The 25,703-nt window shown below is 68.6% G+C and carries 19 protein-coding genes and 9 pseudogenes; 10 read left to right on the top strand and 18 right to left on the bottom strand.

Going from position 1 to position 25,703, the window contains the following annotated elements:
* Positions 1-7: 7 nt before the first annotated feature.
* Both macS and G6N51_RS00140 read left to right on the top strand, forming a co-directional pair.
* Positions 8-1,168 carry a MacS family sensor histidine kinase gene (gene macS / locus G6N51_RS00145; protein WP_083173267.1) on the top strand — a complete coding sequence of 387 codons (1,161 nt, stop codon included), beginning with the start codon at positions 8-10 and terminating at the stop codon, positions 1,166-1,168.
* Positions 1,158-1,817, top strand: coding sequence for a response regulator (locus G6N51_RS00140; RefSeq protein ID WP_083173268.1), 660 nt, complete (start codon positions 1,158-1,160; stop codon positions 1,815-1,817). The genes macS and G6N51_RS00140 overlap by 11 nt, the downstream gene beginning before the upstream one ends.
* A 48-nt stretch (positions 1,818-1,865) precedes the next feature.
* On the opposite strand, the gene G6N51_RS00135 is transcribed toward G6N51_RS00140, so the two are convergent.
* Both G6N51_RS00135 and G6N51_RS00130 read right to left on the bottom strand, forming a co-directional pair.
* A complete protein-coding gene (locus tag G6N51_RS00135; protein ID WP_083173269.1) occupies positions 1,866-3,179 on the bottom strand; it encodes an acyltransferase family protein in 1,314 nt (437 codons plus the stop codon).
* Positions 3,180-3,304: 125 nt separating this feature from the next.
* Positions 3,305-3,622: a YiaA/YiaB family inner membrane protein gene (locus G6N51_RS00130; protein ID WP_083173294.1), complete on the bottom strand. Its 318-nt coding sequence runs from the start codon at positions 3,620-3,622 to the stop codon at positions 3,305-3,307.
* 320 nt (positions 3,623-3,942) lie between these two features.
* Here G6N51_RS00130 and G6N51_RS00125 point away from each other — a divergent pair, with 320 nt between their 5' ends.
* On the top strand, positions 3,943-4,671 hold the full coding sequence (locus G6N51_RS00125) for a polysaccharide deacetylase family protein (protein WP_408632570.1): 729 nt from the start codon (positions 3,943-3,945) through the stop codon (positions 4,669-4,671).
* On the opposite strand, the gene G6N51_RS00120 is transcribed toward G6N51_RS00125, so the two are convergent.
* Entirely contained in the window at positions 4,668-5,444 is a 777-nt protein-coding gene (locus G6N51_RS00120; RefSeq protein ID WP_232078499.1) for an IclR family transcriptional regulator, read from the bottom strand. The two genes, G6N51_RS00125 and G6N51_RS00120, sit on opposite strands and share 4 nt — an antisense overlap.
* Entirely contained in the window at positions 5,339-7,045 is a 1,707-nt protein-coding gene (locus G6N51_RS00115; RefSeq protein WP_232078140.1) for an AMP-binding protein, read from the bottom strand. The genes G6N51_RS00120 and G6N51_RS00115 overlap by 106 nt, the downstream gene beginning before the upstream one ends.
* A gap of 63 nt (positions 7,046-7,108) precedes the next feature.
* Between G6N51_RS00115 and G6N51_RS00110 the strand changes: the two genes are divergently transcribed.
* Positions 7,109-7,927, top strand: a complete 819-nt coding sequence (locus tag G6N51_RS00110; RefSeq protein ID WP_163750589.1) for an SGNH/GDSL hydrolase family protein — start codon at positions 7,109-7,111, stop codon at positions 7,925-7,927.
* Between the two features lie 36 nt (positions 7,928-7,963).
* Positions 7,964-8,631: pseudogene (locus G6N51_RS00105) on the top strand (DedA family protein).
* Positions 8,632-8,641: 10 nt separating this feature from the next.
* Here the strand turns inward: G6N51_RS00105 and G6N51_RS00100 are convergent.
* Positions 8,642-9,260, bottom strand: a pseudogene (locus G6N51_RS00100) (TetR/AcrR family transcriptional regulator).
* 199 nt (positions 9,261-9,459) lie between these two features.
* On the opposite strand from G6N51_RS00100, the gene G6N51_RS00095 reads away from it, so the two are divergent.
* Both G6N51_RS00095 and G6N51_RS00090 read left to right on the top strand, forming a co-directional pair.
* Entirely contained in the window at positions 9,460-9,855 is a 396-nt protein-coding gene (locus G6N51_RS00095) for an anti-sigma factor antagonist (RefSeq protein WP_083173275.1), read from the top strand.
* A gap of 38 nt (positions 9,856-9,893) precedes the next feature.
* Complete coding sequence (locus G6N51_RS00090) at positions 9,894-10,982, top strand: glutamate--cysteine ligase (protein WP_083173276.1); 1,089 nt, start codon at positions 9,894-9,896, stop codon at positions 10,980-10,982.
* A gap of 25 nt (positions 10,983-11,007) precedes the next feature.
* Here the strand turns inward: G6N51_RS00090 and G6N51_RS00085 are convergent, their stop codons facing one another.
* From G6N51_RS00085 to G6N51_RS00075, 3 genes and pseudogenes are all read right to left on the bottom strand, one after another.
* Complete coding sequence (locus G6N51_RS00085; RefSeq protein WP_083173277.1) at positions 11,008-11,793, bottom strand: sulfite exporter TauE/SafE family protein; 786 nt, start codon at positions 11,791-11,793, stop codon at positions 11,008-11,010.
* A gap of 65 nt (positions 11,794-11,858) precedes the next feature.
* Positions 11,859-12,785, bottom strand: coding sequence for a catalase family peroxidase (locus tag G6N51_RS00080; RefSeq protein ID WP_163750588.1), 927 nt, complete (start codon positions 12,783-12,785; stop codon positions 11,859-11,861).
* Positions 12,786-12,802: 17 nt separating this feature from the next.
* Positions 12,803-13,632: pseudogene (locus tag G6N51_RS00075) on the bottom strand (SDR family NAD(P)-dependent oxidoreductase).
* A gap of 181 nt (positions 13,633-13,813) precedes the next feature.
* On the opposite strand from G6N51_RS00075, the gene G6N51_RS00070 reads away from it, so the two are divergent.
* Both G6N51_RS00070 and G6N51_RS00065 read left to right on the top strand, forming a co-directional pair.
* A complete protein-coding gene (locus G6N51_RS00070; protein WP_158086239.1) occupies positions 13,814-13,957 on the top strand; it encodes a hypothetical protein in 144 nt (47 codons plus the stop codon).
* A 34-nt stretch (positions 13,958-13,991) separates the two neighbouring features.
* Positions 13,992-15,552, top strand: a pseudogene (locus G6N51_RS00065) (long-chain-fatty-acid--CoA ligase).
* Positions 15,553-15,559: 7 nt separating this feature from the next.
* Here the strand turns inward: G6N51_RS00065 and G6N51_RS00060 are convergent.
* The 7 genes and pseudogenes from G6N51_RS00060 to G6N51_RS00030 all read right to left on the bottom strand — a co-directional run bounded on the left by G6N51_RS00060 (position 15,560) and on the right by G6N51_RS00030 (position 22,329).
* Positions 15,560-16,684 (bottom strand): TetR/AcrR family transcriptional regulator, encoded by a 1,125-nt coding sequence (locus G6N51_RS00060; RefSeq protein WP_158086240.1) that lies wholly within the window; start codon positions 16,682-16,684, stop codon positions 15,560-15,562.
* A gap of 61 nt (positions 16,685-16,745) precedes the next feature.
* Positions 16,746-18,288, bottom strand: a pseudogene (locus G6N51_RS00055) (acyl-CoA synthetase).
* Positions 18,289-18,310: 22 nt separating this feature from the next.
* Positions 18,311-19,456, bottom strand: coding sequence for an acyl-CoA dehydrogenase family protein (locus G6N51_RS00050; RefSeq protein WP_163750586.1), 1,146 nt, complete (start codon positions 19,454-19,456; stop codon positions 18,311-18,313).
* Positions 19,457-19,462: 6 nt separating this feature from the next.
* Positions 19,463-20,263, bottom strand: a pseudogene (locus G6N51_RS00045) (SDR family NAD(P)-dependent oxidoreductase).
* An 18-nt stretch (positions 20,264-20,281) separates the two neighbouring features.
* Positions 20,282-20,692, bottom strand: a complete 411-nt coding sequence (locus G6N51_RS00040) for a MaoC family dehydratase (RefSeq protein WP_083173284.1) — start codon at positions 20,690-20,692, stop codon at positions 20,282-20,284.
* Positions 20,689-21,147 carry a MaoC family dehydratase N-terminal domain-containing protein gene (locus G6N51_RS00035; RefSeq protein WP_083173297.1) on the bottom strand — a complete coding sequence of 153 codons (459 nt, stop codon included), beginning with the start codon at positions 21,145-21,147 and terminating at the stop codon, positions 20,689-20,691. The genes G6N51_RS00040 and G6N51_RS00035 overlap by 4 nt, the downstream gene beginning before the upstream one ends.
* Before the next feature lie 2 nt (positions 21,148-21,149).
* A pseudogene (locus G6N51_RS00030) lies at positions 21,150-22,329 on the bottom strand (lipid-transfer protein).
* Between the two features lie 412 nt (positions 22,330-22,741).
* Between G6N51_RS00030 and G6N51_RS28940 the strand changes: the two are divergent.
* Complete coding sequence (locus tag G6N51_RS28940) at positions 22,742-23,263, top strand: MBL fold metallo-hydrolase (protein ID WP_232078138.1); 522 nt, start codon at positions 22,742-22,744, stop codon at positions 23,261-23,263.
* On the opposite strand, the pseudogene G6N51_RS00020 reads toward G6N51_RS28940, so the two are convergent.
* The 3 genes and pseudogenes from G6N51_RS00020 to G6N51_RS00010 form a co-directional block, all read right to left on the bottom strand.
* A pseudogene (locus G6N51_RS00020) lies at positions 23,258-24,090 on the bottom strand (enoyl-CoA hydratase/isomerase family protein). The gene G6N51_RS28940 and the pseudogene G6N51_RS00020 overlap by 6 nt on opposite strands.
* Before the next feature lie 49 nt (positions 24,091-24,139).
* Positions 24,140-24,432, bottom strand: a pseudogene (locus tag G6N51_RS29520) (hypothetical protein).
* A 580-nt stretch (positions 24,433-25,012) separates the two neighbouring features.
* Entirely contained in the window at positions 25,013-25,531 is a 519-nt protein-coding gene (locus G6N51_RS00010; protein ID WP_163750584.1) for a hypothetical protein, read from the bottom strand.
* Positions 25,532-25,703 lie beyond the last annotated feature (172 nt).

Genomic DNA, 25,703 nt, shown 5'->3' with positions numbered 1-25,703 from the left:
CGCATTTATGCTGACCACGATGGCGAAAAACAGCCTTGACCCGACCACGCCGTTATGGCGTGCGGCGCAGGTGTTCCGGCTGCTGAGCTGCGTCTACGCCACCGGGTTCCAAATAGCCATCAACCCGGATCTGCGTCGGCCCGCGCTGGGCTGGGCGCTGTTCGCGGTACTCATCGGCTGGAGCGCGGCGTGCGCGGTGGCTTACCTGCGCGGGTTCGGTCGCAGACCGGCATGGGTGCTCGCCGAGATTGCGATCGTCGTGCTGCTCATGTCGTCGAACACCATCGTCACCACCCCACAGTGGGCGGCCGACAATCAGACCTGGCCGACAACGCTATGGGCCAGCAATCCCACGATCTCGGCGGCGATCCAGTTCGGACCCGCGGGCGGCATGTTGACGGGCCTGGTGGTGATGGCCGCCAATTTCGCGGTCAAGAACTATCTCGCCCTCAACCTGGGGCATAACGCCACCGTCATCATCGAGCTGGCGATCGGCATGGCGATCGGTATGGCCGCCCAAACCGCGCGGCGCGCCCACGATGAGCTCCAGCAAGCGGCCCGATTGGCGGCCGCGGTCCAAGAACGGGAACGCCTGTCCCGCCAAGTCCATGACGGAGCCATCCAGGTGCTGGCGCTGGTGTCCAAGAGGGGCCGCGAAATCGGCGGCGCCACAGCCGCACTCGCCGACCTGGCCAGCGAGCAGGAACGCGCGCTGCGGCGCTGGCTGGCCAGCACCGACGCCGACCAGGACACCGACGGCGCCACCATCGACCTGCGCACCCTGTTGCGCCGCCGGGAATCCGACCGCGTGTCGCTGAGCCTGCCCGCCACACCTGTGCCCGTGGGCCGCCGGGTGGGCGCCGAGCTCGACGCGGCGGTGGGCAACGCCCTGGACAACGTGGGCGCGCACGCCGGGCCCGGTGCTCACGCGTTCGTGCTGGTCGAAGACCTCGGCGATTCCGTTGTGGTCAGCATCCGCGACGACGGTGTGGGAATCGCCGCCGGCAGGCTCGAGGAAGCGGCCGGCCAGCGGCGCCTGGGCATCTCCCATTCGATCGTGGGGCGGCTGACGTCGCTGGGCGGCAGCGCCCACCTGCGCAGCGAACCCGGAGAAGGCGCCGAGTGGGAGTTGTGCGTGCCACGCGGAAAGCCACGCCATGGCCGATGACCCCACGACGGTGATGGTCGTCGACGACCATCCCATCTGGCGTGACGCGGTCGCCCGCGACCTCGCCGACGACGGGTTCACCGTGGTCGCCACCGCCGACGGCGTTGCCGCCGCGCGCCGGCGGGCGGCCGTGGTCAAGCCCGACGTGGTGGTGATGGATATGCAGCTGCCCGACGGTGACGGGGCGCAGGCGACCGCCGGAGTGCTCGCGGTCTCCCCCTCGTCTCGGGTGCTGGTGCTCTCGGCCTCCGACGAGCGAGACGACGTATTGGAAGCCGTCAAGGCCGGCGCGATCGGTTATCTGGTCAAGAGCGCATCCAGATCGGAACTGGCGCAGGCCGTGACGGCGACCGCCGAAGGCCGCGCCGTGTTCACCCCGAGTCTGGCCGGGCTGGTTTTGGGTGAATACCGGCGCATGGCGCAGAGCAAGGACGACGGTCCCGCTCGGCCCCGCCTCACCGAACGCGAAACAGAGGTCTTGCGCCACGTGGCAAAGGGCTTGTCCGCCAAGCAGATCGCCCAGAAGCTGTCGCTGAGCCACCGCACCGTCGAAAATCACGTGCAGGCAACCTTTCGCAAACTCCAGGTCGCCAACCGGGTGGAGTTGGCGCGTTATGCCATCGAGCACGGCCTCGATGACGAACCATGACCCGCGGAGCAGCCGCCTGACTGCGCCGCGGGCCATGGAATCCCCGCTCTAACTGCGCGCCGCTGTGAGGCGCTGTGCCGGTGCCGCCACCACACGGGCACCGACCAAGGCGGCCACCATCACGGCCATGCACACCAGGCCGTCGTCCTTGAGTCCCCACCTGATGGCGGCGAGAATCGCCACGCCCGCGACGCACAACAGGGCACCGACGGCCGCTCCCCGCCCGCGCCCCGTCACGGTCGGGGCGCCGTCCCAGCCGGACAGCGGATTGTTCTCCAGCGGCCGCAGCGCGACGAAAAGCACCGCCACGGCGCCGATTACGACGATCAGCTGCGCGAGGCTGATAACGAGGAAATCCGGTGCGCCGGGGTAACGCGGGGCGCCGAGGCAGTCGAAGACCAGATGCACACCCAGCAGTACGGGCATGTGCCACAAATACAGGGTCATGGCTCCAGAGTTGCCGATAGCCGTCCACCACCACACCCGTGGCCGCTGGGCCCAGCGTGCGATCACCGGCGCCGCGGCGATCGCCAAGGCGCTCAGGATGATTGTGTGCCCGGCCAACAGCAGCGAGGGTGGGCTGGTGTTGGACAGGTGGTGATCACCGGTGCCGACCATGCTGATCTGGTACGGACCCCAGTGCACCAGCGCGACGTCGACGGCGAACCCGACGGCCGCGATGACCAGTGCGGCGCGCCCGGTGAGCAGCCGCCGGCGGTAGGCGATGCCGAACATGGCGGGGATGAGCCAGACGACCAGGTTGAGGTAGCCCAGGGGCATCATGGCCGGCCAGTGCAGCCGAATGGCGTCGATCGCCGCGATGGCGCCGTAGACGCCGGCCACACCCGCGGCGAGACGCCCCGCGGTGGTGATGCGGTATAGCACCGGCATCGCGGCCAGCACCAGCACGTAGGCCCCCAGGAACCACAGCAGCTGCGTACTGACACCGGCCACCGGCTCGTAGATGTGTTGCCGCAGAACCCGATACAGCACCGTCAGCGCCACCGCCCAAAACGCCAGGTAGTAGAACACCGGCCGGAACAGTCTGGTGCAGCGTTTCATCAGCCAGTCACCCCAGTTCGTGCCGGCAGACCACGACGACAGGCAGGCCGCGGCGCCGGCGAAGAAGAACAGCGGCATGATCTGCAGCATCCAGGTGGCTGCCTGAAACACCACCGAGGCGGTCAGCAGGTTATCCCAGATCAAGACGTGGTCGCGGATGATGCTGATGGCCATCACGGTGTGGCCGAGCACCACGCCGATCAGCGACGTGATGCGGATGACGTCCACGACGCGATCACGGTCGGCCGGAGTCGCCGCCGCCACCTGCGCGACGTCGGGGAATCTCGCAAGAGCTGCCATGGAATGTCCTTTCGGGATCTATTGGTGAAGAACGGGATTGGCGGCGATGCCTTCGGGAAGTACGGCGGGATGCCAGGACAAGCTTCGCCGATCGCGCAGGGCCTGCACCCGCGCAGATCTACGCGTCAGGCCTGAGTGGAACTACTCAGTTTCGCGGCGGCGGCATTGAGCGGGTCGTAGTCGGCCAGCAGTTTCTCGATGCGCGCCTCGTCGAGTCGCACCCGCACGGTGGCCGCTTCCTGTTGGTCGCGAATCACCTTGGCCAGGCTGAACGCGCTCGACACCAGGAACAGGAAACTGATGCCGAGGAAGGATCGCTGCCACGCGTCCAGCGGAAGGAAGTAGATACCGCCCAGCGCGGTCACAAAGCTGATCGCGAACGCGACAGCGGCTTGAACGAAAAACGCGGCGGTGGTCTTGGACATGCCATTGGGAACGGTCATGCGAAACAGCCTGCGGCAGCGCGCCGCTCCCGGCATCCGTAGGACTACTCAATGACTCGGGCACCCGCGCGGTCGCCAAGCGGGCCGGCCGGGGTTGGGTCACAAGTTCATATCGGCGCGCGAACACTCGCCGGACCTGCCCGGATCGCGATAGCTGCGCGCCTAGTCTGTCCAGCTAGCAGACCCGAACTAGTTTTGCGGCGCCCGGATGCGCCGACCACCGAGGAGTACCCCCGTGGCCGAACTGGACCGGCGCCGTTTCCTTGTCGCGCTGGCCGCGACGGTGGCTGCCGCCACCGGCGGGCTCGATGCGGCGGCGCGTGGCGACGTTCGTGGATCCGCCCCTCCCGGACGCCCTTCTTGCCGTTGTCACCCCGGACCCGCGATCGAGGGTCGCACTGCCCGACGGCGGCGTGCTGAACAAACTTCCGGGCAATGGCGATCTCTTGGCGTGGACGGTCGACGACGGAGCCAACACCGACGTGGTGCGGCTCTACACACAGTTCGCCAGGGACTCCGGGGTGCGGCTCACCTATTTCGTCACCGGCGGCTATCACTCGTGGACCGACAATGCCGGGTTGCTTCGACCGCTGGTCGAAGCCGGCCAGATACAGCTGGGCAATCACACCTGGACGCATCCCGACTTGACTAGGCTATCGAAGAGCCAAGTGGCCGAGGAGATCTCGCGCACACACGCGTTTCTGCGGAATACGTACGGCGTGGACGCCGCCCCCTACCTGCGGCCACCGTATGGCCATCACAACGCCGCGGTCGCGGCGGTGGCCGCCGATCTGGGCTACCAGGTGACCACGTTGTGGTCCGGCGACTTGCGGGACTCCGCGCCGGTTTCCGAGGACCAGATCGTCAGGATGGCGTACCAGTCGTTCATCCCGCACAACATCGTCATCGGCCACCTCAACCACCCACCGGTGACGCACGTCTACCCCCAGCTCATCGACATCATTCGGTCGCGCCGGCTGCGCACCGTGACGCTCGACGACGTTTTCCTGCGGCCGCAGGCCGGGCATAGCACCGGTAAGGCGCCTTAGCTCAGCTGATCGCCAATCTCCTTGGCCGCCTTGAGAAGTGCCGCCACCACCGCGGCGTACCGGGAGGTGTCCAGCCGGTTTACCGGCGCGGCGGCGTTCAGCGCGAGCCGCAGGCCCGGCGCCCGCGTCGGTATGGGCACCGCAACCGAGGCGACGCCCTCCTCGCTCTCTTCGCGGTTGATCGCGTACCCGCGCTCGCGGATGGCGGCGAGTTCGGCCTCCAATTCCGTCCGGCTGCCGATCGAGGAAGCCGTGATGCGTTCCAGCCGCTCGTCCGGCAGCAGCTGACGCAGCTCCGGCTCGGGCAGCTGCGCCAGCATGACCTTGCCGGTCGAGGTGCAATGCACCGGCATGGCGCGGCCCAGCCGGGATGCCACCCGCACCGCGGCGGGGCCTTCCACGGCGGCGACGAAGCGGACGCCCGCGCCGTCGAGCATCCCCACGTGCACGGTTTCGCGCAGCCGCTCGGCGAGGCCGCGCATGATCGGCATGGCCGAACGCTGGATGTCGATGCGGGCGAAGACCGCGAACGCCACACCGGTCAGCGACGGTCCGGGCAGGTAGGCCTTCGACACCGGGTCCTGTCGCACGAAGCCGCGGTAGGCCAGCATCGCCAGCAACCGATGCGCGGTGGACGACGCCACGCCCAGGTAGCGGGTGGCCTCGCTCAACCGGATCTCGGGTTGTTCACCCAACAACAGCAGCAGCTTGAGGGCGTTGTCGACCGACTCGATCGGATACTGCGGCGCAAGCGAATCGGCGGTGTCCTGCACCGTGGCCCGCTCGCGCTTCTTCGGCATGTGATCACGGTAGTCGCAGAAGCCACATCAGTCACCGAGCCGAGGGTGGCGCGCCAGTTGGGGCAGGACACCACGGGACGCTCACCCCGTACCCGCTCACCGAGATTGCCGCCACGGCTGCGCATCCGCGGTTCGGGGCGACCACCACGGCAATCTCGGCGCTTCGGGCTACACCACGTTCGGCCTTCGGCCCACCGGTACGGATCGGCCTCGCCGCGACGGCGGCGGCTGCGACAAGCGTCGTCCGCGGCCTCGCCGTCCGAAGACGGCGATGCCCCAACGGACCTCTCGTCACACGACGTCGTAGACGGCGATGCCGGAGAAGCGCGGCCTCGCGGCGAAGACCGCCTGACCTCGCGGCCCGCAGTTCGATCTGGCCATCGGCGTCGGGCCCGATCCCCGGGCGAGTGCCTGTCGATCACCGGGCCGGTCGTCCCAGCGGTATCAGGCGTTGCTGTGCCAGCCAACCATTCCGCGCTGACCACGACCGCGCCCGGGTTGGGGGCGAACCGGCCCGAGGCGTCCTGTGCGCGAGAAGAGACCTGACCCATCTGCGAGCCCGATTCCGACGCTCCCCCCGCGTCGAGGATCGTCAGCTGGGGCAGCAGTTCGAGGAAGCGCTTCTCGCCGGTGATCAGAATCAGCAGCCCGGACAGGTCGTACTTCCCGGCCTCGAGCGCCTCCAGCAACGGCCGCCCGAACGCGTCGCCGACCATCGACATCGAGACCACCCGTTCCCGGCTGGCCAGCGCCCAGGCCTCGGCCGGATCGAAGTGCGTGGTCGTCCCCGGCATCACGAATGGACGCCCCGCGCACAGGTTGATGAACGCGGCCCACTGCGCCGCCCCGTGCATCAAGGGGGCCACCGTCATCGAACCCGGGCTCTCGGGCCGCGACCGCTCCACGATCTCCTCCAGGCTGGTCACTTCCTCGCCCGTGCCAAAGTTGCGGCCGCCCATGGCATTCAGATAAATGTCGTGCTGCCGCCACAGCACCGCCTTGGGCATCCCGGTGGTGCCGCCGGTGTAGAGCACATAGAGGTCGTCGGGCGAGGGCGTGAGGTCGAGTGGCTCGTCGGACACCGACGCGAGTAGTTCCTCGTAGCGCACCGCCCCCGGCAGCGGGTCGTGCCCGGACCCGTCGTCGACGTGAATCAAGCGCACATCGGCTCCCATGGTCCGCAGCGCCGCGCCCAGCGTCGGCGCGAAGCGCGCGTGGTACATGACGGCCTCCGCGCGGGCGTTGCCCAGCAGGTACATCAGCTCGTCGGCGACGTAGCGGTAGTTGACGTTGAAGGGCGCGACGCGCGCCTTGTACGCGCCGAGCATGGCCTCGAGATACTCGTTGCCGTTGGCCAGGTACAAGCCGAGATGGCTTTGGCCAGATTCGTGCGGCGCCAACTCCGCCCGTTCGCGCCGCACTCCCAGTCCCCATTCGTGCAGGGCACGGGCGAATCGGCGGGCGCGTTCGTCGGTCTGCGCGAAGGTCAGGCGCCGATCGCCGAACACGATGCAGTCCCGGTCGGGGTTGGCCTCCGCGACCGCACCGAACACCTGAGCGAGGTTGAATTGCATTGCCGCCGCTCCTCCCGTCGAGCCAGCGCCACGCTACAGCGCTCACCTATTAGTCTCGGCTTCGTGTGCGGGGCTATTGGGACCGGATACAGCCGATACGTCGCCATCGGGGACAGCCAGACCGAGGGCCTATGGGACGGTGACGACGTCGTCGGCCTCCTGGGCTTCGCCGACCGGCTCGCGGCGCTGCTCGACTCGCTCTATCCCGGGTTGCACTACGCCAACCTGGCGATCCGCGGCAAGCTGGTGGCCCACGTGCTGCGCGAGCAGGTCCCGCAGGCGCTGGCCATGCGGCCAGACCTGATCACCGTGTGCGTCGGGATGAACGACGTCATCCAGCCGGGGCGATCCTTCGGCCGCGCCCTGGTCGACCTCGACGAGATCCACGCCGCACTGGCCGGATCGGGGGCGACGGTGGTGACGACGACGTTCCCCAACGTCGCGCAGTTCCTCCCGCTCGGCCGCCTCGTGTCCGGGCGCCTCGCCCGCGTCAACGATGCGATCCGAGCCGCCGCCGATCACTACGGCTTCCGGCTGGTCGACCTGTACAACGCGCCGTCGATGCGCGAGTTGGACACCTGGGCCATCGACCGTGTGCACGCGTCGGCCAAAGGGCACATGCTGTTCGCCGCCGCGGCCGCCGAGGCCCTGAATCTGCCTGGCAGCAACCATGATTGGGCCCACCCTGGCTCCGAGGCCAGGCGGCGGTCACTGAGCGGCGGCGCCTACGAACAGTTGCGCTGGACGCAGGACAGTTTCTTCCCGTGGATCTGGCGCCGGCTGCGCGGCATGTCGTCGGCCGACGGGCGGGAACCCAAACGTCCGCAGCTGGAACGCCTCAGCACGCCGAGCAGACCGGCGGACGCGAACCGGAGGGTTTAGGGCGCGTGTCCCCGGACGGTCAGGCATCCTGGACGCATGGATGTGGAGGCTTTGCTGCACGCGATCCCGCCGCTCGCGGTCTACCTGGTGGTCGGCGGTGTGGTCGGGCTGGAGAGCCTGGGCATTCCCCTTCCCGGGGAGATCATCCTGGTCAGCGCCGCGCTGATGTCGTCGCATGACGACTTGCCGGTGAACCCCGTCGGTGTCGGCGTCGCGGCGGTGATCGGCGCCGTGATCGGCGACTCGATCGGCTACGCGATCGGGCGCCGGTTCGGCATGCCGCTCTTCGACCGGCTCGGCCGGCGGTTCCCCAAACATTTCGGTCCCGGACACGTCGCGTTGGCCGAAAAGTTGTTCAACCGCTGGGGCGTTCGCGCCGTATTCTTCGGCCGCTTCATCGCGCTGCTGCGGATATTCGCCGGGCCGCTGGCCGGAGCCCTGAAGATGCATTACCCGCGCTTTTTTGGCGGCCAACGTCTCGGGGGGCCATCTGTTGGGCCGGCGGCACCACCGCACTGGTGTATTTCGCCGGGATGGCCGCGGAGCGCTGGATGGAGCGGTTCTCCTGGATCGCGCTCGTCATCGCCATCGTCTGCGGTCTGATCGCCGCCTTTGCCCTGCGTGAGCGCACCTCGCGGGCCATCGCCGAGCTCGAGGCCGAGCATTACCGCAAGGCCGGCAGCACCGCCGCCGACGCCGCGTGAGACGCGCGCCCTAACTGGCCGCCTCGCCGAGGTCCTCGGGTGCGACGGGCCGGTGCTCTTCGATGAGGGTGACGGCCATCCTGCGGGCACGCAACGCCGCGTCCAGGTCGCCCACGGCCGCCAGCACGATGGCGCCCTTCATCAGGATGTGCCAGGACGAGGCGAAGTCCTCGACGTCGGTCAGCCCGCCGCGACCGCCCGGTGGCGCACGATGTCGCGGACGTGGTCGATGTGGGTGATGCAGGCCCGGCCCGCGGGCGAATCGTGCCGAGCTCGAGCAGCACGTTGATGAACGAGCAGCCTTCATACCCGTCGCGCAGCTGGATCCAGTCGTGCATGACGTCGAAGATCGCGAGCAACTGCTCCTCGGGCGTCTCGCCGCGCTGTCGCGACTGCTCCTCGATCAGGCCGTGCGTCCACAGTTCTTCGCGCCGCTGCAGCACGGCCAGCACCAGGTCGTTCTTGGTGGCGAAATGCCGGTACAACGTGGCCCTGGCAACCCCGGCCCGGTCGATCACCTCTTCGGTGCCGACCGCGCGGATGCCACGCCTACTGAACAGGTCATACGCCGCGGTCAGAATGCGTTCACGCGCCGACACGGCGGGCCTTCCGACATCGGAAGTTGTCATAGCAACCCACAACATACTCTTAAGTCAGTTATGTAGACAGACTGACCTGTCTTGTTATAGAAATGAGATTCGCATTCCGCGAAGAGTCTGTCTTCAAACGGCAGGACGGGCATCCATCGCAGCGTCGTAGACGCCGGTCGATTAGGAGTCCACGATGTTGAGTTCGGCCATTGCAGAACCGATGACAACTACCCACCTGATGCTCAGCACCAAGCTGGTCTACGAGCTGGGCGATCCGAACAGCACGCTGCGCGCCACGGCCGATCGCAGCGGCCCGGCGGTGCTGATCTACGCGGGCGGGGAGCTCGACGCGTGCAACGAGCACACCTGGCGCCAGCTGGTCAGCGAGGTAGCCGGCATCGTCATCGCGCCCGGCCCGCTCGTGGTCGACGTCACCGGGCTGGATTTCATGGGCTGCTGCGCCTTCGCGGTGCTGGCCGACGAGGCGAGGCGTTGCAAGGATCGCGGCGTCGAATTGCGCCTGGTCAGCCGCGAGCCGATCGTCGCCCGCATCGTCGACGCGTGCGGCCTGTCCGCGCTGCTGCCCATCTACCCGACCGCCGATTCCGCGCTGGCGTCCGCGGCCCGTTGGTAACGGGGCGGCCCAGGCACTGATCGGCCGTTCCCGGCCGGATGAGCGAACCTCCCACCTTCGGCGCGGAGGAGGAATTTCTCCTCGTCGACCCGCGAACCGGTGAACCGGCTCCGCGGAACGCCGATGTGGCCGGCGAGGCCGCACGCCGCGGCGTCGAGCTGCAGCTGGAACTGAGCAGCTGCCAGGTGGAAACCACCTCTCATGTCGTGACGACCAGCTCGCAACTGGGCGAAGAACTGTCCCGGCTGCGGCGCGCGGCGGCGCAGGCGGCCGAGGGGACGGGGCTTCGGCTGCTCGCGGCCGGGCTTCCCCCCGCCACGCCGCACGCCTTTCCGGTCACCGACACTCCCCGATACCGTCGAATCGGCGCCGAATACGGGATGGTCGCGCACGAGCAAGGGATCTGCGGATGCCATGTGCACGTGCAGGTTCCGGACCGCGCGGCCGCCGTCGGAGTCAGCAACTGGCTGCGACCGTGGTTGCCGTCATTGCTCGCGCTGTCGGCGAATTCGGCGGTGTATCGTGGCGCCGACAGCGGGTACGCGAGCTGGCGCAGCGTCCTATGGCGGCGCTGGCCGGTGGCCGGCCCGCCGCCGTTCTTCCCGTCGCCCGACGACTATGACCGCACGGTGCGGATGCTGATCGACAGCGAAGTGATCCTGGACCAGAAGATGGTCTATTGGGACGTGCGCCCGTCGGAGAACTTCCCGACGATCGAGGTGCGGGTGGCCGACGTGCCGGCGACCGTTGCGGAGACGGTGTTGCTCGCCACCCTGGTCAGGGCGGCGGTGATGACGGCGCTCGAAGCGCCCGCGGACGAGCCCGGGCGGCTTCCGCCGGCGGCCCTGCGCGCGGCGTACTGGAAGGCCGCCCACGACGGGCTCGCCGGGCGCGCGCTCGACCTGGTCCACGGCCACGGAGCGGTGCCGGCGCGTGAGCAGCTGGGCGCTCTCGTGCAGCGCGTGCGGCCGGCGCTGGAATCGCTCGGCGAATATGACCGCGTCGCGGGCGAACTCGACCGTGTCGCCGCTCAGGGTAACGGGGCGATGCGCCAGCTGCGGGCGTGGCGCATCCGGGGCGAGGTGATGGACGTCATCGAAGCGGCTGCCGCCGCCACACTGAGCTGAATCCCTTGGGCTGCAGCGCTTTCCGTCACGCAACGGCGACGAGACGATACAGCCCGATCAGGCCCACCACCACGATGATCGCGCGCAGCGCGTTGCCCGACAGGCGGCGCCCGTAGCGGGCCCCGACCAGTCCGCCCGCCAGCGAGCCCGCCGCGATCAGCCCTGCGGCCGGCCAGCTTATCCGGTCGAAGGCCACCAGCGTATAGGCCACGGCCGCAACCACATTCACCACCAGCGTCAGCAGGTTCTTGGCCGCGTTCATCCGCTGCACCGACTCCGGGAGCAGCGCGCCCATCAGACCGACCAGCAGGATGCCCTGGGCGGCGGTGAAATAACCGCCGTAGACGCCGACGGCGAAGGTGCCGAGCACCAGGACGGCCATGCGGGCAGGGGTGATGTGCTCGGGTGACCGGCCGGCCACCTCCGCGCGCCGGCTCGTCCACGCCTGGATCCGCGGCCCGACGACCACCAGCGCCAGCGCCAGCACCAGCAGCACCGGCACCACCTCGGCGAAGACCTTTTCCGGCAGGTGCAGCAGCAGGAAGGCGCCCAGCACGGCGCCCGCCAGCGAGGCAGGCAGCTGCCAGCGGAGGCGATTCCACTGGCCGCGCAGTTCGGCGCGGTATCCCCAGGTGCCCGACACGCTGCCGGCGACCAGACCGGTCGCGTTCGACATGGTGGCGGTGACCGGCGGGAAGCCCAGGGCGACCAGTGTGGGGAACGTGATCAGGGTGCCGGACCCGACGAGCGCGTTGATGGCGCCGGCGCCGAACCCGGCCAAGCAAATCAGCAGCATGTGGGAAGGCGACACTGAAGAAAAACCTTAGCCTGCCGCCGGTTTCGCCGTGCGGGCGCGTGCCGGGTGCGGTTTATCGGTCAGGCGGGCGGGGCCTCGGCCCCGCGATCGACGCCGGTGCGGAGCTTGACCGACGCCGAGTACGCCAGCGTCCGGAAGCGCAGGACAGGATCGTCGGAGGGCTCGATGCCGTCGGTCACCCGCATCGGGTCGAACACGACGATGTCGCCGCCGTGCTCGCGCTCGGTCTCCGGGCCGGTGATCTCGATGGTGCCGACGGTCGCGATCTGCGTGCTCTGCCAGGGCGCCGACGGATCCACCGTCGAGTCGGTGGGCCCGCCGATCTGCACCCGGTATTCGAACCGCACCGGGCCGCTGTCCAGGCGGGCGTTGAGTTCGTCGGTGAGGAAATCCGGACCCTCCTTCTGGGCGGCCGGTGCCGACAGGTAGTTCTCCGCGGCGCCCGGAACCAGGTGGTAGCGAACGAATCTGGCGCTGCCGTCGGCCGCGACCCAGCGGAACGCGTGCAAGCCGTGGTACTCGATGGTGGCGTAGCTCGCCGGGATCTTGTTCGCGTCGCGCAGCACCGGCAGCGCGCCGAACAGCCGGGGGTGGGCGAGGAAGTACTTGGCCATGCGCAGCGGCGTGGTCAGACCGGGCCGCATCGCCTTGAGCAGGTCGACGAAGCCGTCCGGCGTGCTCGAGACGAACAGGCGCGCGGTCTGCGTCGACACGTCGGTGGTGGAGCCGTCGGGCAGGGTGAACTTCACCGCCATTCCGCGGATGCCCGGCACGTTGTCGCGCTGAGCGGGGTTGCCGGCGCCGTTGGAGAAGCGGATCAGCGCCGGGACCGTCGATCCGTCGAGATGCTTTGCGCGCGTGAGCATCACCGCATCGGCTGTCGCGGTGAACGTGCCGCGGTAGAGGGCGCCTTTGGCGTGCAGAGCGCGCGGCTGCGCGCCGCCGGCGCCGCGGATCGCCTCGATCGCCTCATCGGGAGTGACCATTCGCGAATCTTAAGGCGCTAGGAGGGAAAGCCGAAGAGTTTGACGACACCGTGATCGCGGCCCGCGGTGTAGCCACCGTCGACGGCGATGGCCTGGCCGCTGACGAACGAGGCGTCGGACGACAGCAGGAACGCCGCCATGGCCGCGACCTCCTCCGGCTGGCCGAGCCGTTGCAAAGCGTGCTCCTCGGTGATCGATTGCAGCGGCCCCTCCATGCCGGGCAGGCCGAAGACGCTCTGGGCCATCGGCGTTTCGATGAAGCCGGGACAGATGGCGTTGGCCCGGATGCCGCTGGGCCCGTAGTCGAGCGCGATGTTCTTGGTGAGCAACACGACGCCGCCCTTGGCCGCGTTGTACGAGCTGCCGCCCGCCGTGCCCTCCAGGCCCTCGACACTGGCGACGGTCACCAGGGAACCCGTTCGCCGTCGACGCGGGATTGCTCGATCATCCGCGCGAGCGCCGCCTTGGCGACCAGGAACGTGCCGGTGAGATTGATCCCGATCACCCGGTCCCATTCGCCCCGGTCGAGCAGGTGGACCGGGCCTCCCCCGGCGACCCCGGCGGCGTGCAGCACCCCGTCGAGGCGGCCGGGCACCGCGGCCAACACGTCGGCGATCGCGGCTTCGTCGGTGACGTCGGCGGCGACGAACTCGAACCGCGGCCCGAGGTCGGGTGGGGCGGCCAGGTCGGCGCCGACGACCGTGCCCCCCTCTGCCAGCAGGCGTCTCGCGGTCGCCAGGCCGATCCCGGATGCGGCGCCCGTCACGACGAAGGTGCGTGAGCGGGCACGGTCAGGGTTCACCACGCTTGGTCCCCTCTGTTGGAAGGTCTGTCGGGCCGCAGCCATGTTGACACACGGCGCCGCTCGCGCGAGGGCAAACTCTCCCGTCGGGCACCGCAGAAGGTCGTCTTGATGAGGGAGAGCTATCGGCAAATAGCGGCCCGGTCTTGGACACCGTCCGTTCGCGGGAACATGGTGAAAACCAGCGGGCGCATCGTCCCCTTCGCCCCGGACCAGGAGCCGACGCATGTTTCGACGACACCCAAGCCAATACGTCCACGGCGGTAACACGTCCAACCAACGGTCGGCCTTCATCGACTTCAGACAGAACAACAACGCGACCCCGCGGGCGGTCAGCGAGGGCGGCATGATGATCGAGTCGATGCTCTGATTCAGAATGGAGCACAGCGAACTCGGAGGGATCCATGCCACCAGCCGATGCCACGGCGCACACGACGGAGACGCTCGCCGGATTCGTCGACCGGCACGCACGACAGCGGCCCGACGCCGTCGCGATTCGCTACGGCGAACGCGAGTGGTCCTGGGCTGACTGGGCCGCACGGATCCGCCGCGCGGCCGGCGCGCTGCGCGCCGCCGGTGTGCGGCGCGGGCAGTCGGTGGCATTCCTGGACAAGAACCACCCCGCCTGCCTCGAGGTGCTTTTCGCCGCCGCGTCGATCGGGGCCGTCACGACCGTGGTCAACTGGCGCGTCATCGGCGACGAACTCGTGCACGTGCTGGGCGACAGCGGGGCGCGGCTGCTCTTCGTCGGCGCCGAGCTGCGGGCGGCGGCCGAGGCGGCCGCCGAACGCGTGCCCGGCGTGGAACGCATCGTCGTGGTGGGCGACGAATACGAATCCCTGCTCGCCGCGGCGGCGCCCACCGAGGGCGACCCGGGTCGACGAGCGAGACGGCGCTGGTGATCTACAGCTCCGGCACCACCGGGCGACCGAAGGGCGTGCTGCTGAGCCAGCGCGCGCTGGTCAATCACGCCGCGAACCTGGCGCCGGCGTTCCCCTTCGGCGACGGGGACGCGAACCTGGTGGCCATGCCGCTCTTCCACGTCGGCGGAATCGGGTACGCGCTCTTCGGCATTCGGGCCGGGTGCCCACGATCATGACCCGCGAACCCGACGCCGCCGCCCTGATCGGCGCGGTGCGGGCCGGCGCCACCCACGCCTTCTTCGTCCCGCCGGTGATCGCCCGGTTCCTCGACGGCGGCGAAGCGGCCCACGCCACCGTGGCCTGCCTGCGCTACATCGTGTACGGGGCGGCGCCCATGCCGCTGCCGCTGCTGCATCGCGCGCTGTCCACCTGGCCCGACACGCGTTTCGTCCAGGTGTACGGGCAGACCGAACTGTGCGGTGCGGTCACCGCGCTCAGCGACGCCGACCACCGCGATTCCGGCCGCCCGCACCTGCAGCTGGCCGCCGGAAAGGCGGTGCTGGGCACCGAGATTCGCGTGGTCGATCCCGAGACGGGCGCCGAGGTGCCCGCCGGGGAGCCCGGCGAGATCTGGGTGCGCAGCAACCAGAACATGAGCGGCTACCTGAACCGGCCCGACGCGACGGCCGAGACGATCACCGACGACGACTGGGTGCGCACGGGCGACATCGGGCGCCTCGACGCCGACGGCTACGTCTACATCGAGGACCGGCTGAAGGACATGATCATCACCGGTGGCGAAAACGTCTACGGGCCCGAGGTGGAAAGCGTGCTCATCGAGCATCCCGGCGTGGCCGACGCCGCCGTGATCGGGGTGCCCGACGACTTCTGGGGGGAATCGGTCAAGGCGATCGTGGCGACCACGGGCGAGGCCGACGTCGACGCGAGCGATGTCATCGAATTCTGTCGTCGGCACCTGGCCGGTTACAAGTGCCCGCGGAGCGTCGACTTCGTGGAGTCGCTGCCCCGCAATGCGAGCGGAAAGATCCTCAAAACGCAGCTGCGCGAACCGTATTGGCGTGACCGGACGCGAGCGGTGTGAGCGTTCCTCACTCCGTCGATGGCGCAGCCAGCAACGCCACCGCGATGTCGGCCAAGACGGTCCGGACTCCCGGAAGGCTCCGCAACCGCGGCATCACCACCACGTCGTTGATCATCATCTGGGCCGCCTGCACGCGGATCCGCGCCTCGGTAACCGTCCAGCTGGGATTCAGTTGTCGCGCCAGGTGGACCCATTCGTCGATATAGGCGCGCTGCGCGCTCCGGACACTGTGACTGTCGGACTCTGGGAGTTGAGCCGCCTCGGTAATGAGCAATTCGACGATGTCCGGATTGGCAAACGCAAAGGTCTGATAGCTGAGCACCACGCGGCGCAGGGCTCCGGCGACGTCGGGGGCGTCGGCGACGGCGCGATTGAAGTTCGCCCAGAGCAGTTCGTTGCCGCGGAACATGGCCGCTACCAGGATGTCGGTCTTGGCGGCGAAGTGGTTGTAGACGCTGGGTCCGGCGATGCCCACAGCGGTGCCGATGTCATCGACGCTGACCCCCGTGAACCCCCGCTGGGCGAACAGCGCGGCACCCGCGGACAGGATCGCCTCCCGTCGTGAGCGGGCGACCAGCGCGCCGCCCGACTCACCGCCGCCCGCCTCCCCGCGAAGCTCGGCGCCGGCACCGAGCGGTACCGCGATCAACCCGGCCAAGAGCGCCGAAAAGCCCGGCTCGGGCATCGAAAGGCGATGGAATGAAATGCTATTCGCGATGCCGAGCGCACACCATGCCAGCAGGTCGGCCTGCGCGGCCCCCAGGTCCGGTCGCCGGTATCGAATATGTTGAGCGAGTCGATCGCCGATCTGTCGGGCGACCCGCTGCAGTCGTTTCCGGTCCTGCTCCCTGAGGTGACGGCCTTCACGCCGCCACAACACGCCCACGGTGCGGTGATCCTGCACCAGTCGGGCCAGGACGGCGGCCAGGTCGGCGGAGGCGTCGGCCCCCTTCAATGCCTGGTCCAAAGTGCCGAGCGCATCCTCAATCACCGTCGCCAATAGGGCCTGTTTGCTCGGGAAGTGCCGGTACAGCGCCGACGCGCCGACAGCCACAGCGTCGGCGACATCGCTCATCGAGACATTGCCGTATCCCTGGTCGGAGAACAGGGTGGCCGCCGCATCGATGATCAACTGGCGCCGGTTCCCGGGCCGCGTCCCTCTGGCGGGTGGACTCGACAGGGATCGCCGCTCACTACCCATTATCGACTGTCCACGGGGCCCGATAGCGTTCGCGCAGCTCACGTTTGAGGACCTTACCCGCGCCGGAAATGGGTAGCTCGGTGACGAATTCCATGCTGCGCGGCACCTTATACCCGGCGATGAGTTCCCGGCAGTGCTCCCGTATCGATTCCTCGGTCGGATTGCTCCCCGGACGCGACACGATGACGGCGTGGACCCGTTCGCCCCATTGATCGTCGGGCACGCCGATGACCGCCGAGGCGGCGACCGTGGGTGGCCGGCGAGGGCGTTCTCGACCTCGGCCGAGTAGACGTTCTCGCCGCCCGTGATGATCATGTCTTTGAGACGGTCGATGATGAACAAGTAGCCCTGCTCGTCCATGCGCGCCACGTCACCAGTGTGCATCCAGCCGTCGCGAACCGTGGCGGCCGTCTCGGCGGGCCGGTTCCAGTAGCCGAGCATGACGTTGTCGCCGCGCACGATGACTTCCCCGATCTCACCCGCCGGCACCTCGTCGCCGTTCGGGTCCACGACCCGCACTTCGACATGAGGAGGGCCCGGCCGGCGGATCGCTGCAGTGCCGGGTTGTCATGGTCGGCCGGCGCGAGGAAGGTGGCCGCCGGGGCCAGCTCGGTCATCCCGTACGCCTGCGCCAAACCGGTGTTCGGAAACGCCTTTTGGGCACGGTCGACAAGCGCTTCGGAGATCGGTGAGGCCCCGTAGATGAGGTGGCGCAGCGAGGTGAGGTCGAACCCGGCGCAGTCCGGGTGGTCGATCAGCATCTGGATCATCGTCGGTACCAGCAACACGTCGGTGACGTGATGGTTGCTGATCGCTTCGGCCACGCCGCCGGGGGTGAACGACGGCACCATCACGTGGGTTGATCCCGCGACGTTGCCGGCGATCCACATGCCGATCGCCGCCAGATGAAACAGGGGCGCGGCGTGCAGGATTCGGCCGTGGTCGGTGAGGAACCGGCCGGTGGCCAGGCAGCCCAGCGCGGAGGTCATCACGTTGTTATGGCTGAGCATCACTCCCTTGGGATGCCCGGTGGTGCCGCCGGTGTAGAAGATGCCGTAAAGCTCGTCCCCACCGCGTCGTGGGTCGGGGATCGGCCGCGCGCTGTCGATCAGCGATTCGTAGTCGAGCATCCCCGGCGGGGGGCCCTCGCCGCAGTAGACGATCGTCGACAGCTCGGCGCCCGCGGCCTCCACCTGCGGGACGGTGGCGGCGAACGCATCGTCGACGAGCAGCACGGTGGTTTCTGAATCCCGTAGCGAGTAGGCGATTTCGGCCGGGCTCCAGCGGATGTTGACCGGGTTCACGGCCGCGTCAGCCCATGGCACCGCGTACATGTACTCGTGATAGCGGTCGGAGTTCAGGCCCAAGAAGGCCACCCGCTCGCCGCGGCGCACGCCCCGCGCCCGCAGAGCGCCGGCCAGCCGCGCGATGCGATCGGCCGATTGGCGCACCGTACGCCGGCGATCGGCGAACACCGTCAGCGGCATGTCCGGACACTGCTGGAGCATGCGGTGAAGCGACTGTGTCACATACATTTTCTCCGTGCGGGGACCGCGGTCACAGCGAACGCGCGACCAGTTCCTTCATGACTTCGTTGGTGCCGGCATAGATCTTCTGGACGCGCGAGTCGGCGTACATCCGGGTGATCGGGTATTCCAGCATGTAGCCGTATCCGCCGAACAGCTGCAAGCACCGGTCGATGACCGCACATTGCATGTCGGTAACCCACGCCTTGGCCATCGACGCCGTCGCGGCGTCGAGTTCGCCGCGCAGGTGCTTGACGATGCAGTCGTCGACGAAGGTTCGCGCCACTCTTGCGATGGTCGCGCAGTCCGCGAGTTCGAACCTGATGTGCTGCATGGAAAACAGTGGCGCCCCATAGGCGTGACGCTGCTTGGTGTAGGCAATGGTTTCGGCGACGGCGGTTTCCAGCGTCGACACGCCGATGATGGCGATGATCAAGCGCTCGTGGGCGAGCTGCTTCATCGCGTAGCCGTAGCCGGCGCCTTCCTCGCCCAGCAGGTTGCCGGCGGGGACCCGCACGTCGTCGAAGAACAGCTCCGCCGTGTCCTGAGCTTTCATGCCCAGTTTGTCCAGCACGCGCCCGACTCGGAAGCCCTGCGCACCGGCGGTTTCCAGGACGAGCAGGGAGACGCCCTTGGCGCCGGCCGCGGGTTCGGTCTTGACCACGAGCACGATCAGGTCCGCGCTGGCGCCGTTGGAGATGAACGTCTTGGACCCGTTCAGTCGGTAGTGGTCACCGTCTCGGATCGCGGTGGTGCGCAGGGCTTTGAGGTCCGAGCCGCCCCCGGGCTCCGACATCGCGATCGCGCCGATGTATTCGCCGGTCGCCATCTTGGGCAGCCACCGCTGTTTCTGTTCCTCCGTGCCGTAGGCGAGCAGGTAATGCGCCACCAGGCCGCTGTGCACCTGGTTGCCGAATCCGCTGTCGCCGCATTCGGCCTGCGCCTCGAGGATGGCGAAATCGTGGGCCAGCGTTCCGCCGCCCCCGCCGTACTCTTCCGGAATCGATGCGCACAACAGCCCCAATCGACCCGCGGCCAACCAGAACTCACGGTCGACGCACTTTTGCCGCTCCCAGCGTTCCCGGTTCGGAACGGCCTCGGCCTCGAAGAACTTGATCGCCATGTGTTTGAGGTCGGCGACCTCATCGTCGACCCATGGCGATCGGTGCGCCCACATCTTCTCCTAGATGTTGACTCCGCCGCCGCAGACCAGGGTCTGCGCGCTGACGTAGTCCGATTCAGGTAGACCGCGCCCGCGGCTTCGGCCGGGGTGCCGGCCCGTCCCAGTGGGATCAACTGTTCCATCGCGGCGAGCAGATCCGGGTTGACCCCAACCTGAATCTCCCTGCCTTGCACGGTGATCTTGCCGCCACCCGCTGACACCTCGGTGAGCCGAGTCTTGATGAATCCGAACGCCACCGCGTTGACGGTGACGTTGTAGCGGCCCCACTCCTTGGCGAGGGCCTGGTGAGGCCGAGGATGCCGGCCTTGGCCGAAGCGTAGTTGGCCTGTCCGGCGTTGCCGCCCACGCCGGCCAGCGAGGAGATGTTGACAACCTTGCGGCACGGCACCGGCTCGCCGGACGCCTTGGCCTGCTTGACCAGTCCGCTGATGACAGGCTGCGCGGCGCGCAGGATGTGAAAGGGCGCCTTGAGGTGGACGTCCAAAATCGCGTCCCACTGTTCGTCGGTCATCTTCTGGATCACCGAATCCCAGGTGTAACCGGCGTTGTTGACGATGATGTCCAGGCCGCCGAAGGTGTCGACGGCCGTTTGCACGAACCGCTTTGCGAAGCCGGCGTCGGTGACACTGCCGATGCAGGTGACCGCCGACCGCCTCGATGGCGGCGAGCGTCTCCGCAGCGGGTCGGCGTCGAGGTCACCACGACGTGGGCCCCTTCGGAGGCCAGCTTGACGGCGATTTCGCGCCCGATGCCGCGGCCAGAACCGGACACGATCGCGACCTTGTTGTCCAGAGTTCCCATGTTCGAAAGCGCCTTCGGTTATAGGGCGACAACGGCGTCGCCGGTGAGGGTGGTGGTGCCGTCGGGGAGCCGCACGGCCAGTTCGACGGTGGCGCGCCGTTCGCCGTCGACGTCGTCGATGTGCGTGACCCGGCCGGTGCAGGTCGGTTCGCCATGCACCGGGGTGATCGCCACGAAACGGACCCGATAGGCGCGGATGCGCTGCTGGGGAACCCAGTTCGTCAGCAGCCGGCCCAGGTAGGCCATGGACAGCATTCCGTGAGCGAACACGTCCGGCAGGCCGACCGACTTGGCGGCGTCGAGGTCGACGTGCATCGGGTTGTGGTCGCCCGAAGCGCCGGCGAACAACGCCAGCGTCAGCCGTGAGATCGGTGCCACGTTCAGCGGTGGCAGTTCGGTGCCGACGGTTACGGATTCGGCGAGTGTCATGGTGTGACTCCGAGGTTCTGGATGACGATGACCGATTGCAGTTCGGCGATCGCCGTTCCGTCGGCGCGGGTGATCGCGGTCTCCTTGACCACGAATTCGAGCGCGCCGCCCTTTTTGGCGTAGACGTCGGTGATGCGCGGCGTGGCGACGAGTTCGTCACCGGGGTAGGCGATCGCGTGGTAGGTGAAGGACTGCTCGCCGTGCAGAACCATCCGCAGGTCGACGCCCAGCGATGCGAGGAACGCGAACGGGTCCGGGTTCTCCAGTTCGACCGAGAACAGGAAGGTGGGGGGCGCCGGAATATCCGGGTGGCCGGCCGCTTTGGCGGCTTCGACATCGGTGTAGACCGGGTCGGTCTCGCCGATCGCCTTGGCGAAGAAGCGCAGCCGCGCTCGTTCGACGGTCAGCATGGTGGTCGGCAGGGTGGTTCCGATGACGGCCTTGTCGATCGCCACGGTCACGCGACCTTCTCGTAGAGGGTGACCACGCCCCACCCAGTCCGATGTTGTGTTGCAGCGCCACGCTGACATCGTCGACCTGCCGTGCCCCCGCCTGACCGCGTAGCTGCCACACCAATTCGGCGCACTGCGCAAGGCCCGTCGCCCCGAGGGGGTGTCCCTTGGAAAGCAGTCCGCCCGACGGGTTGGTCACCACGCGCCCCCCGTAGGTGTTGTCGCCGTCGAGGATGAATTTCTCCGCGGTGCCCTCTGGAGTCAGGCCCAGGCCTTCGTACGTGAGCAATTCGTTGGCGGTGAAACAGTCGTGCAGTTCCACGACCCGGATGTCTTCCGGCGCCACACCCGAGGCTTCGTAGACCTGATCCGCAGCAGCCTTGGCCATGTCGTAGCCCACGACCTTGATCATGTCTGCGCCTTCGAAGGTGGAGGGAAAGTCCGTCGTCATCGCCTGAGCCTTGATGGCGACCTGCGGCGACAACCCCCGCTTGCGGGCGAACTCCGAGCTGACCAGGACCGCGGCGGCGGCGGCAGGTCGGTGGGCAGCACTGCAGCCTGGTGAGCGGCCCGTAGATGTGCGGCGATGCCAGCACCTCCTCGACGGTGACCTCGTCCCGAAACACCGCGTAGGGATTGTTCTTCGCGTGCCGGCGCGCCTTGACCGAGATCCGGGCGAACGTCGCGGGGTCGGTGCCGTACTTGTCGGCGTACTGGCGGCCGGCACCACCGAAATACTGGGCGGCCATCGGCGCGGCATCGTCCCACCCCTGCGCGGCTCGGGTGACGTCGTCGAAGCGGGTGAACGGGCTGGGCCGGTCGGTCACATCGATCCCAGCGCGCCGCGCTGCATCTGCTCGAACCCCAACGCCAGGACGCAGTCGGCCGCACCGTTCTCGATGGCCTGGCGCGCCAACCACAGCGCGGTCGAACCGGTCGAACAGTTGTTGTTGACGTTGACGACCGGGATGCCGGTCTGCCCCTGCCGTACAAGGCCGACTGCCCTGATGTCGAGTCTCCATACACATAGCCGACATAGGCCTGCTGAATCGACGCGTACTCGACGCCCGCGTCGGCGAGCGCTGCTTGTGCCGCATTTTGGGCCATACCCTGGTATGTCTCGGATCGACTCGGGGTGGTGAAGGGAATCATCCCGACACCGGCTACCAGCACACGATGAGCCATGATTTCTCCGCTAGAGACTAGGAAATATTCACTTATGTCTAGCAGGAGACGCGGGCAGAAGCAAGATGGATTGCGCGACGGGGCGGGTGGGCGTGCCGGCCCCTAGAATTCTTGGCGGCTGACGGCTAGACGCTGCGGTGCGCGAAATGGGGAGGTCGACGGTGGACGCACAACGGCGTGACTGCGCGATCAGCGTGCTGGGCGGTCCGACCACGGTGGTCGACATCGCGGGGCACCGGATCGTGATGGACCCGACGTTCGACCCGCCCGGGGTGCATGCCTACCTGACGAAGCTGAGCGGTCCCGCCGTCAGCGCCGAAGCGCTCGGCCGGGTGGACGCGGTGCTGATCAGCCACGACCAGCATCCCGACAATCTGGACGACGAGGGCCGGCGGACGCCCGCGCACCGCTGGTGCTCACCACCCCGGCGCCGCCGGGCGGCTCGGCGCCGGCGGTGGGCCTGGCGCCATGGCAGACCTATGAGCTGTCCGAATCGCTTGCCGTGCAAGCCGTTCCGGCGATGCATGGCCCCGCCGACGGCCAGCGCGACGGCGGCGGCCACGTCAACTGCGAGGTGACCGGCTTCGTGCTGTCCGGATCCGGGCTGCCCACGGTGTATCTCAGTGGCGACAACGCCTCGATGGCGGTGGTCAAGGACGTGGCCGATCGGGCGGGCGACGTCGACGTCGCGGTGCTGTTCGCGGGGGGCGGCCCGGGTGCCCACCAAGGAGCGCGGGCGGCCGCTCACCCTGACCGCGGCGCGCGCGCGGCCGCCGCCGCCGAGGTTCTGGGCGCCCGGTTGGTCATACCGGCCCACGTCGACGGGTGGGCCCACTTCACCGAGGGCGAAGACGAGTTCGCCGCGGCGTTCGATCAGGCCGGGATCGGCGACCGGCTCCGGGTCGCGCCCCACGGGGAGTGGATCGACTTATAGCCGCCCCTCGACCCGCAGGTCGGGGTGCACCCAGTCGGGCGAGCGGCGCTCCTTGAAGGCGCGGAAGCCCTCGCGCCTCGGCGTCGCTCAGGCTGCTGGTCATGCCGATGCGGTCGTAGAGGCCCAGGTAGCTGTCGATGCTGGACTTGATGACGCCGCGGGCCCGCGGTGCGGTCCGACAACACTGGGCGAGTAGCTCTTTCGCCTCGGCGAGCAGATCGTCGTGCGGCACGACGCGGGTGACCAGCCCCCAGTCCAGGGCCTCCGCGGCGGTCAGCACCCGTCCGGTGAACATCAGGTCGCGGGTACGCACCGGCCCGATGACCCGGGCGAGCATCTGGCTGTAGTAGGTGTCGGCGTAGCCGCGGAACAGCTCGGGCACCCGGAAGGTGGCGCGGTCGCTGACCACCGACAGGTCGCTGCACAACGCGATCTGGAATCCGCCGCCCTGGCACAGGCCGTTGACCGCGGAGACGACGGGTTTGGCCGACGTGCGCACCGTGTCGAACGGCGTGACGTCCATGCCGAGCGCGCCGCCGAAGGTGATCCAGTTGTCCGAGGCTCCCCCGCCGCCCATGTCACCTCCGGGCGCGAAAACGTCCCCGGCCCCGGTGATGAGGAGCCCGGCCAGGTCCGGGTCCTCGACGACACGTCCGACGGCGTAACGGATCCCGAAGTACATCGCGGGAGTCAGGGCGTTACGCGCTTCGGGACGGTCGATGGTGCACACCGCGATCGACCCGTGGCGCTCGAAGGTGAGGTATGGCGTGCCGAGCCAATCCCTCCGGCGGGCGGGGGTGTCCTGCTGGGTGGGGAACCTGGGCCACGGGATTCCTCCGGGTCGGTCGCTACTGTCGCTCTTACCGTAGCGGCGACCTACCGATACGCCAGCGTGGCCGTCCCGGTCGTCACCGACGCGTCCGCGATCACCTCGGCCAGTTTCACCTGCAGCGTGGCCGTGGTGTCGCCCACCGGCTTGTCGCAGTGCCTGCACTGCGCGTTGAACTGCGGCTGGTCATCTTCATCCGGCCAGAACCGGCGAGGCCCCACCATCGCGCCGGGATCGTATTGAACCGCCTGATGCGGGGCGTCTTGAGGATCCGGCCCACCGGATGGCCTTGCGGGCATTCGAGTTTCAGGATGCCGATGCCTTCCTGGTTGCTTGCCATTCCACCGTCCTTTCGTGTTCTGCCGTCAACCGAGGCCCGCGTCGATGAGCAGCCGCGGCAATCCATGCTGGGTGCACAGGGCGCGCACCGCCGCGATGTCGTCCTGCGCGTCCGCGCGGCGGTGCGGATTTCGACGAGCAACAGGCGGGCTTGCAGGGCGGCCAGCGGCCGGGCGGGCGGGTCGATTCCGGCCAGCAGGGCGCGGCGGCACGCTTCGTCGCGGTCGTCGCCGGCGTGGCTCCGGGCGAGCAGCCGGATGCCGGAGGCGGCGTCGAGTTCGGCGGTGAGGGTGGCGATGCCGTCGCCGGCGCGGGGAATGCCGCCCCCGGCCCGCAGCCGGGCGGCCTCGGCGGGGTCGATCGGTAGCCCCTGCCTGACCCGCTCGTGGGTGATGGCGGCGGCCAGGCGCGGCAACCGCAGCTTCTCGGCCACCGCCATGCCCGCGTCCAGCCGGCCGGCGGCGGCCTCGCGATCGCCCTGCGCGGCTTTGGCGCCGACGACATAGCGTTCGGGGCCGAGGTGATAGCTCTCCTCCAGTAGCTCCGCCGCCTCGTCCAATTCGCCGGTCTCATAGAGCATTTCACCGAGTACCGCGCCCGCGATCCGGGCGCATACGAGTGGGGCCCCGCCGCGGCCCCGGTCTCGAACGCCTCCCGGAAACGGCGCAACGCGAGCGGAACGTCGAGCTGCTGGCGGGCGGCGATGCCCGCCCAGCTGCGGGCGTAGACCGCGCCGACCGCGCCGACCTGCTCGTTGAAGGGCTCGACCCACCAGCAGCTGCGCGGCCGGGAGGTCGAAGCGGTGAATCGCCGCGAACGCCAGGGCGATGGCGGCGGCCTGGCAGCACCGGGCGCAGCTCCTGCGCCCGCGACATCACCTCGGCCAGCAGGTCCTCCAGCCCGTCGATCCGGTCGGCGTAGATCTCGGCCACCGCGCGCACCACGTTCGCTTCCAACGTCAGCTCGGCGCGCCTCGCTTCGGGCAGGTCGGCCCTGGCCAGGGCGGCGGTGAAGCGATCGAGCGCCGCCTCGGTGGCCTGCGTGCGGTGCAGCAGGATGTTCGCCCAGGCCACGGGGAGCAACAGTGGCCTCGAGATCACCAGCTGCGGGGCAGCTTCTCGACGAGGCCGAGGAAGGTGGTCATGCGTGACTGGTTGATCAACGATCTTGTCTGGATGTCCTCGACCAAGTCCACCGCCCGGGCGGTCTCCCCCGCCGCCAGCGCGTGGTCGACGGCCTCGCTGACGTAGCCGCGTTCGGCGAACCACGCCG

It is taken from the genome of Mycobacterium paraseoulense (assembly GCF_010731655.1).
Taxonomy (GTDB): domain Bacteria; phylum Actinomycetota; class Actinomycetes; order Mycobacteriales; family Mycobacteriaceae; genus Mycobacterium; species Mycobacterium paraseoulense.
This window is presented reverse-complemented; position numbering and strand designations above follow the sequence as displayed.

Coding starts and splice junctions, on each gene's coding strand:
- G6N51_RS00135 (WP_083173269.1), bottom strand. CDS start 3,179: ATGGCAGCTCTTGCGAGATTCCCCGACGTCGCGCAGGTGGCGGCGGCG.
- macS (WP_083173267.1), top strand. CDS start 8: ATGCTGACCACGATGGCGAAAAACAGCCTTGACCCGACCACGCCGTTA.
- G6N51_RS00130 (WP_083173294.1), bottom strand. CDS start 3,622: ATGACCGTTCCCAATGGCATGTCCAAGACCACCGCCGCGTTTTTCGTT.
- G6N51_RS00095 (WP_083173275.1), top strand. CDS start 9,460: ATGCTCAGCACCAAGCTGGTCTACGAGCTGGGCGATCCGAACAGCACG.
- G6N51_RS00050 (WP_163750586.1), bottom strand. CDS start 19,456: ATGTGGGCGCACCGATCGCCATGGGTCGACGATGAGGTCGCCGACCTC.
- G6N51_RS00140 (WP_083173268.1), top strand. CDS start 1,158: ATGGCCGATGACCCCACGACGGTGATGGTCGTCGACGACCATCCCATC.
- G6N51_RS00070 (WP_158086239.1), top strand. CDS start 13,814: ATGTTTCGACGACACCCAAGCCAATACGTCCACGGCGGTAACACGTCC.
- G6N51_RS00090 (WP_083173276.1), top strand. CDS start 9,894: ATGAGCGAACCTCCCACCTTCGGCGCGGAGGAGGAATTTCTCCTCGTC.
- G6N51_RS00115 (WP_232078140.1), bottom strand. CDS start 7,045: ATGCAATTCAACCTCGCTCAGGTGTTCGGTGCGGTCGCGGAGGCCAAC.
- G6N51_RS00080 (WP_163750588.1), bottom strand. CDS start 12,785: ATGGTCACTCCCGATGAGGCGATCGAGGCGATCCGCGGCGCCGGCGGC.
- G6N51_RS00040 (WP_083173284.1), bottom strand. CDS start 20,692: ATGACACTCGCCGAATCCGTAACCGTCGGCACCGAACTGCCACCGCTG.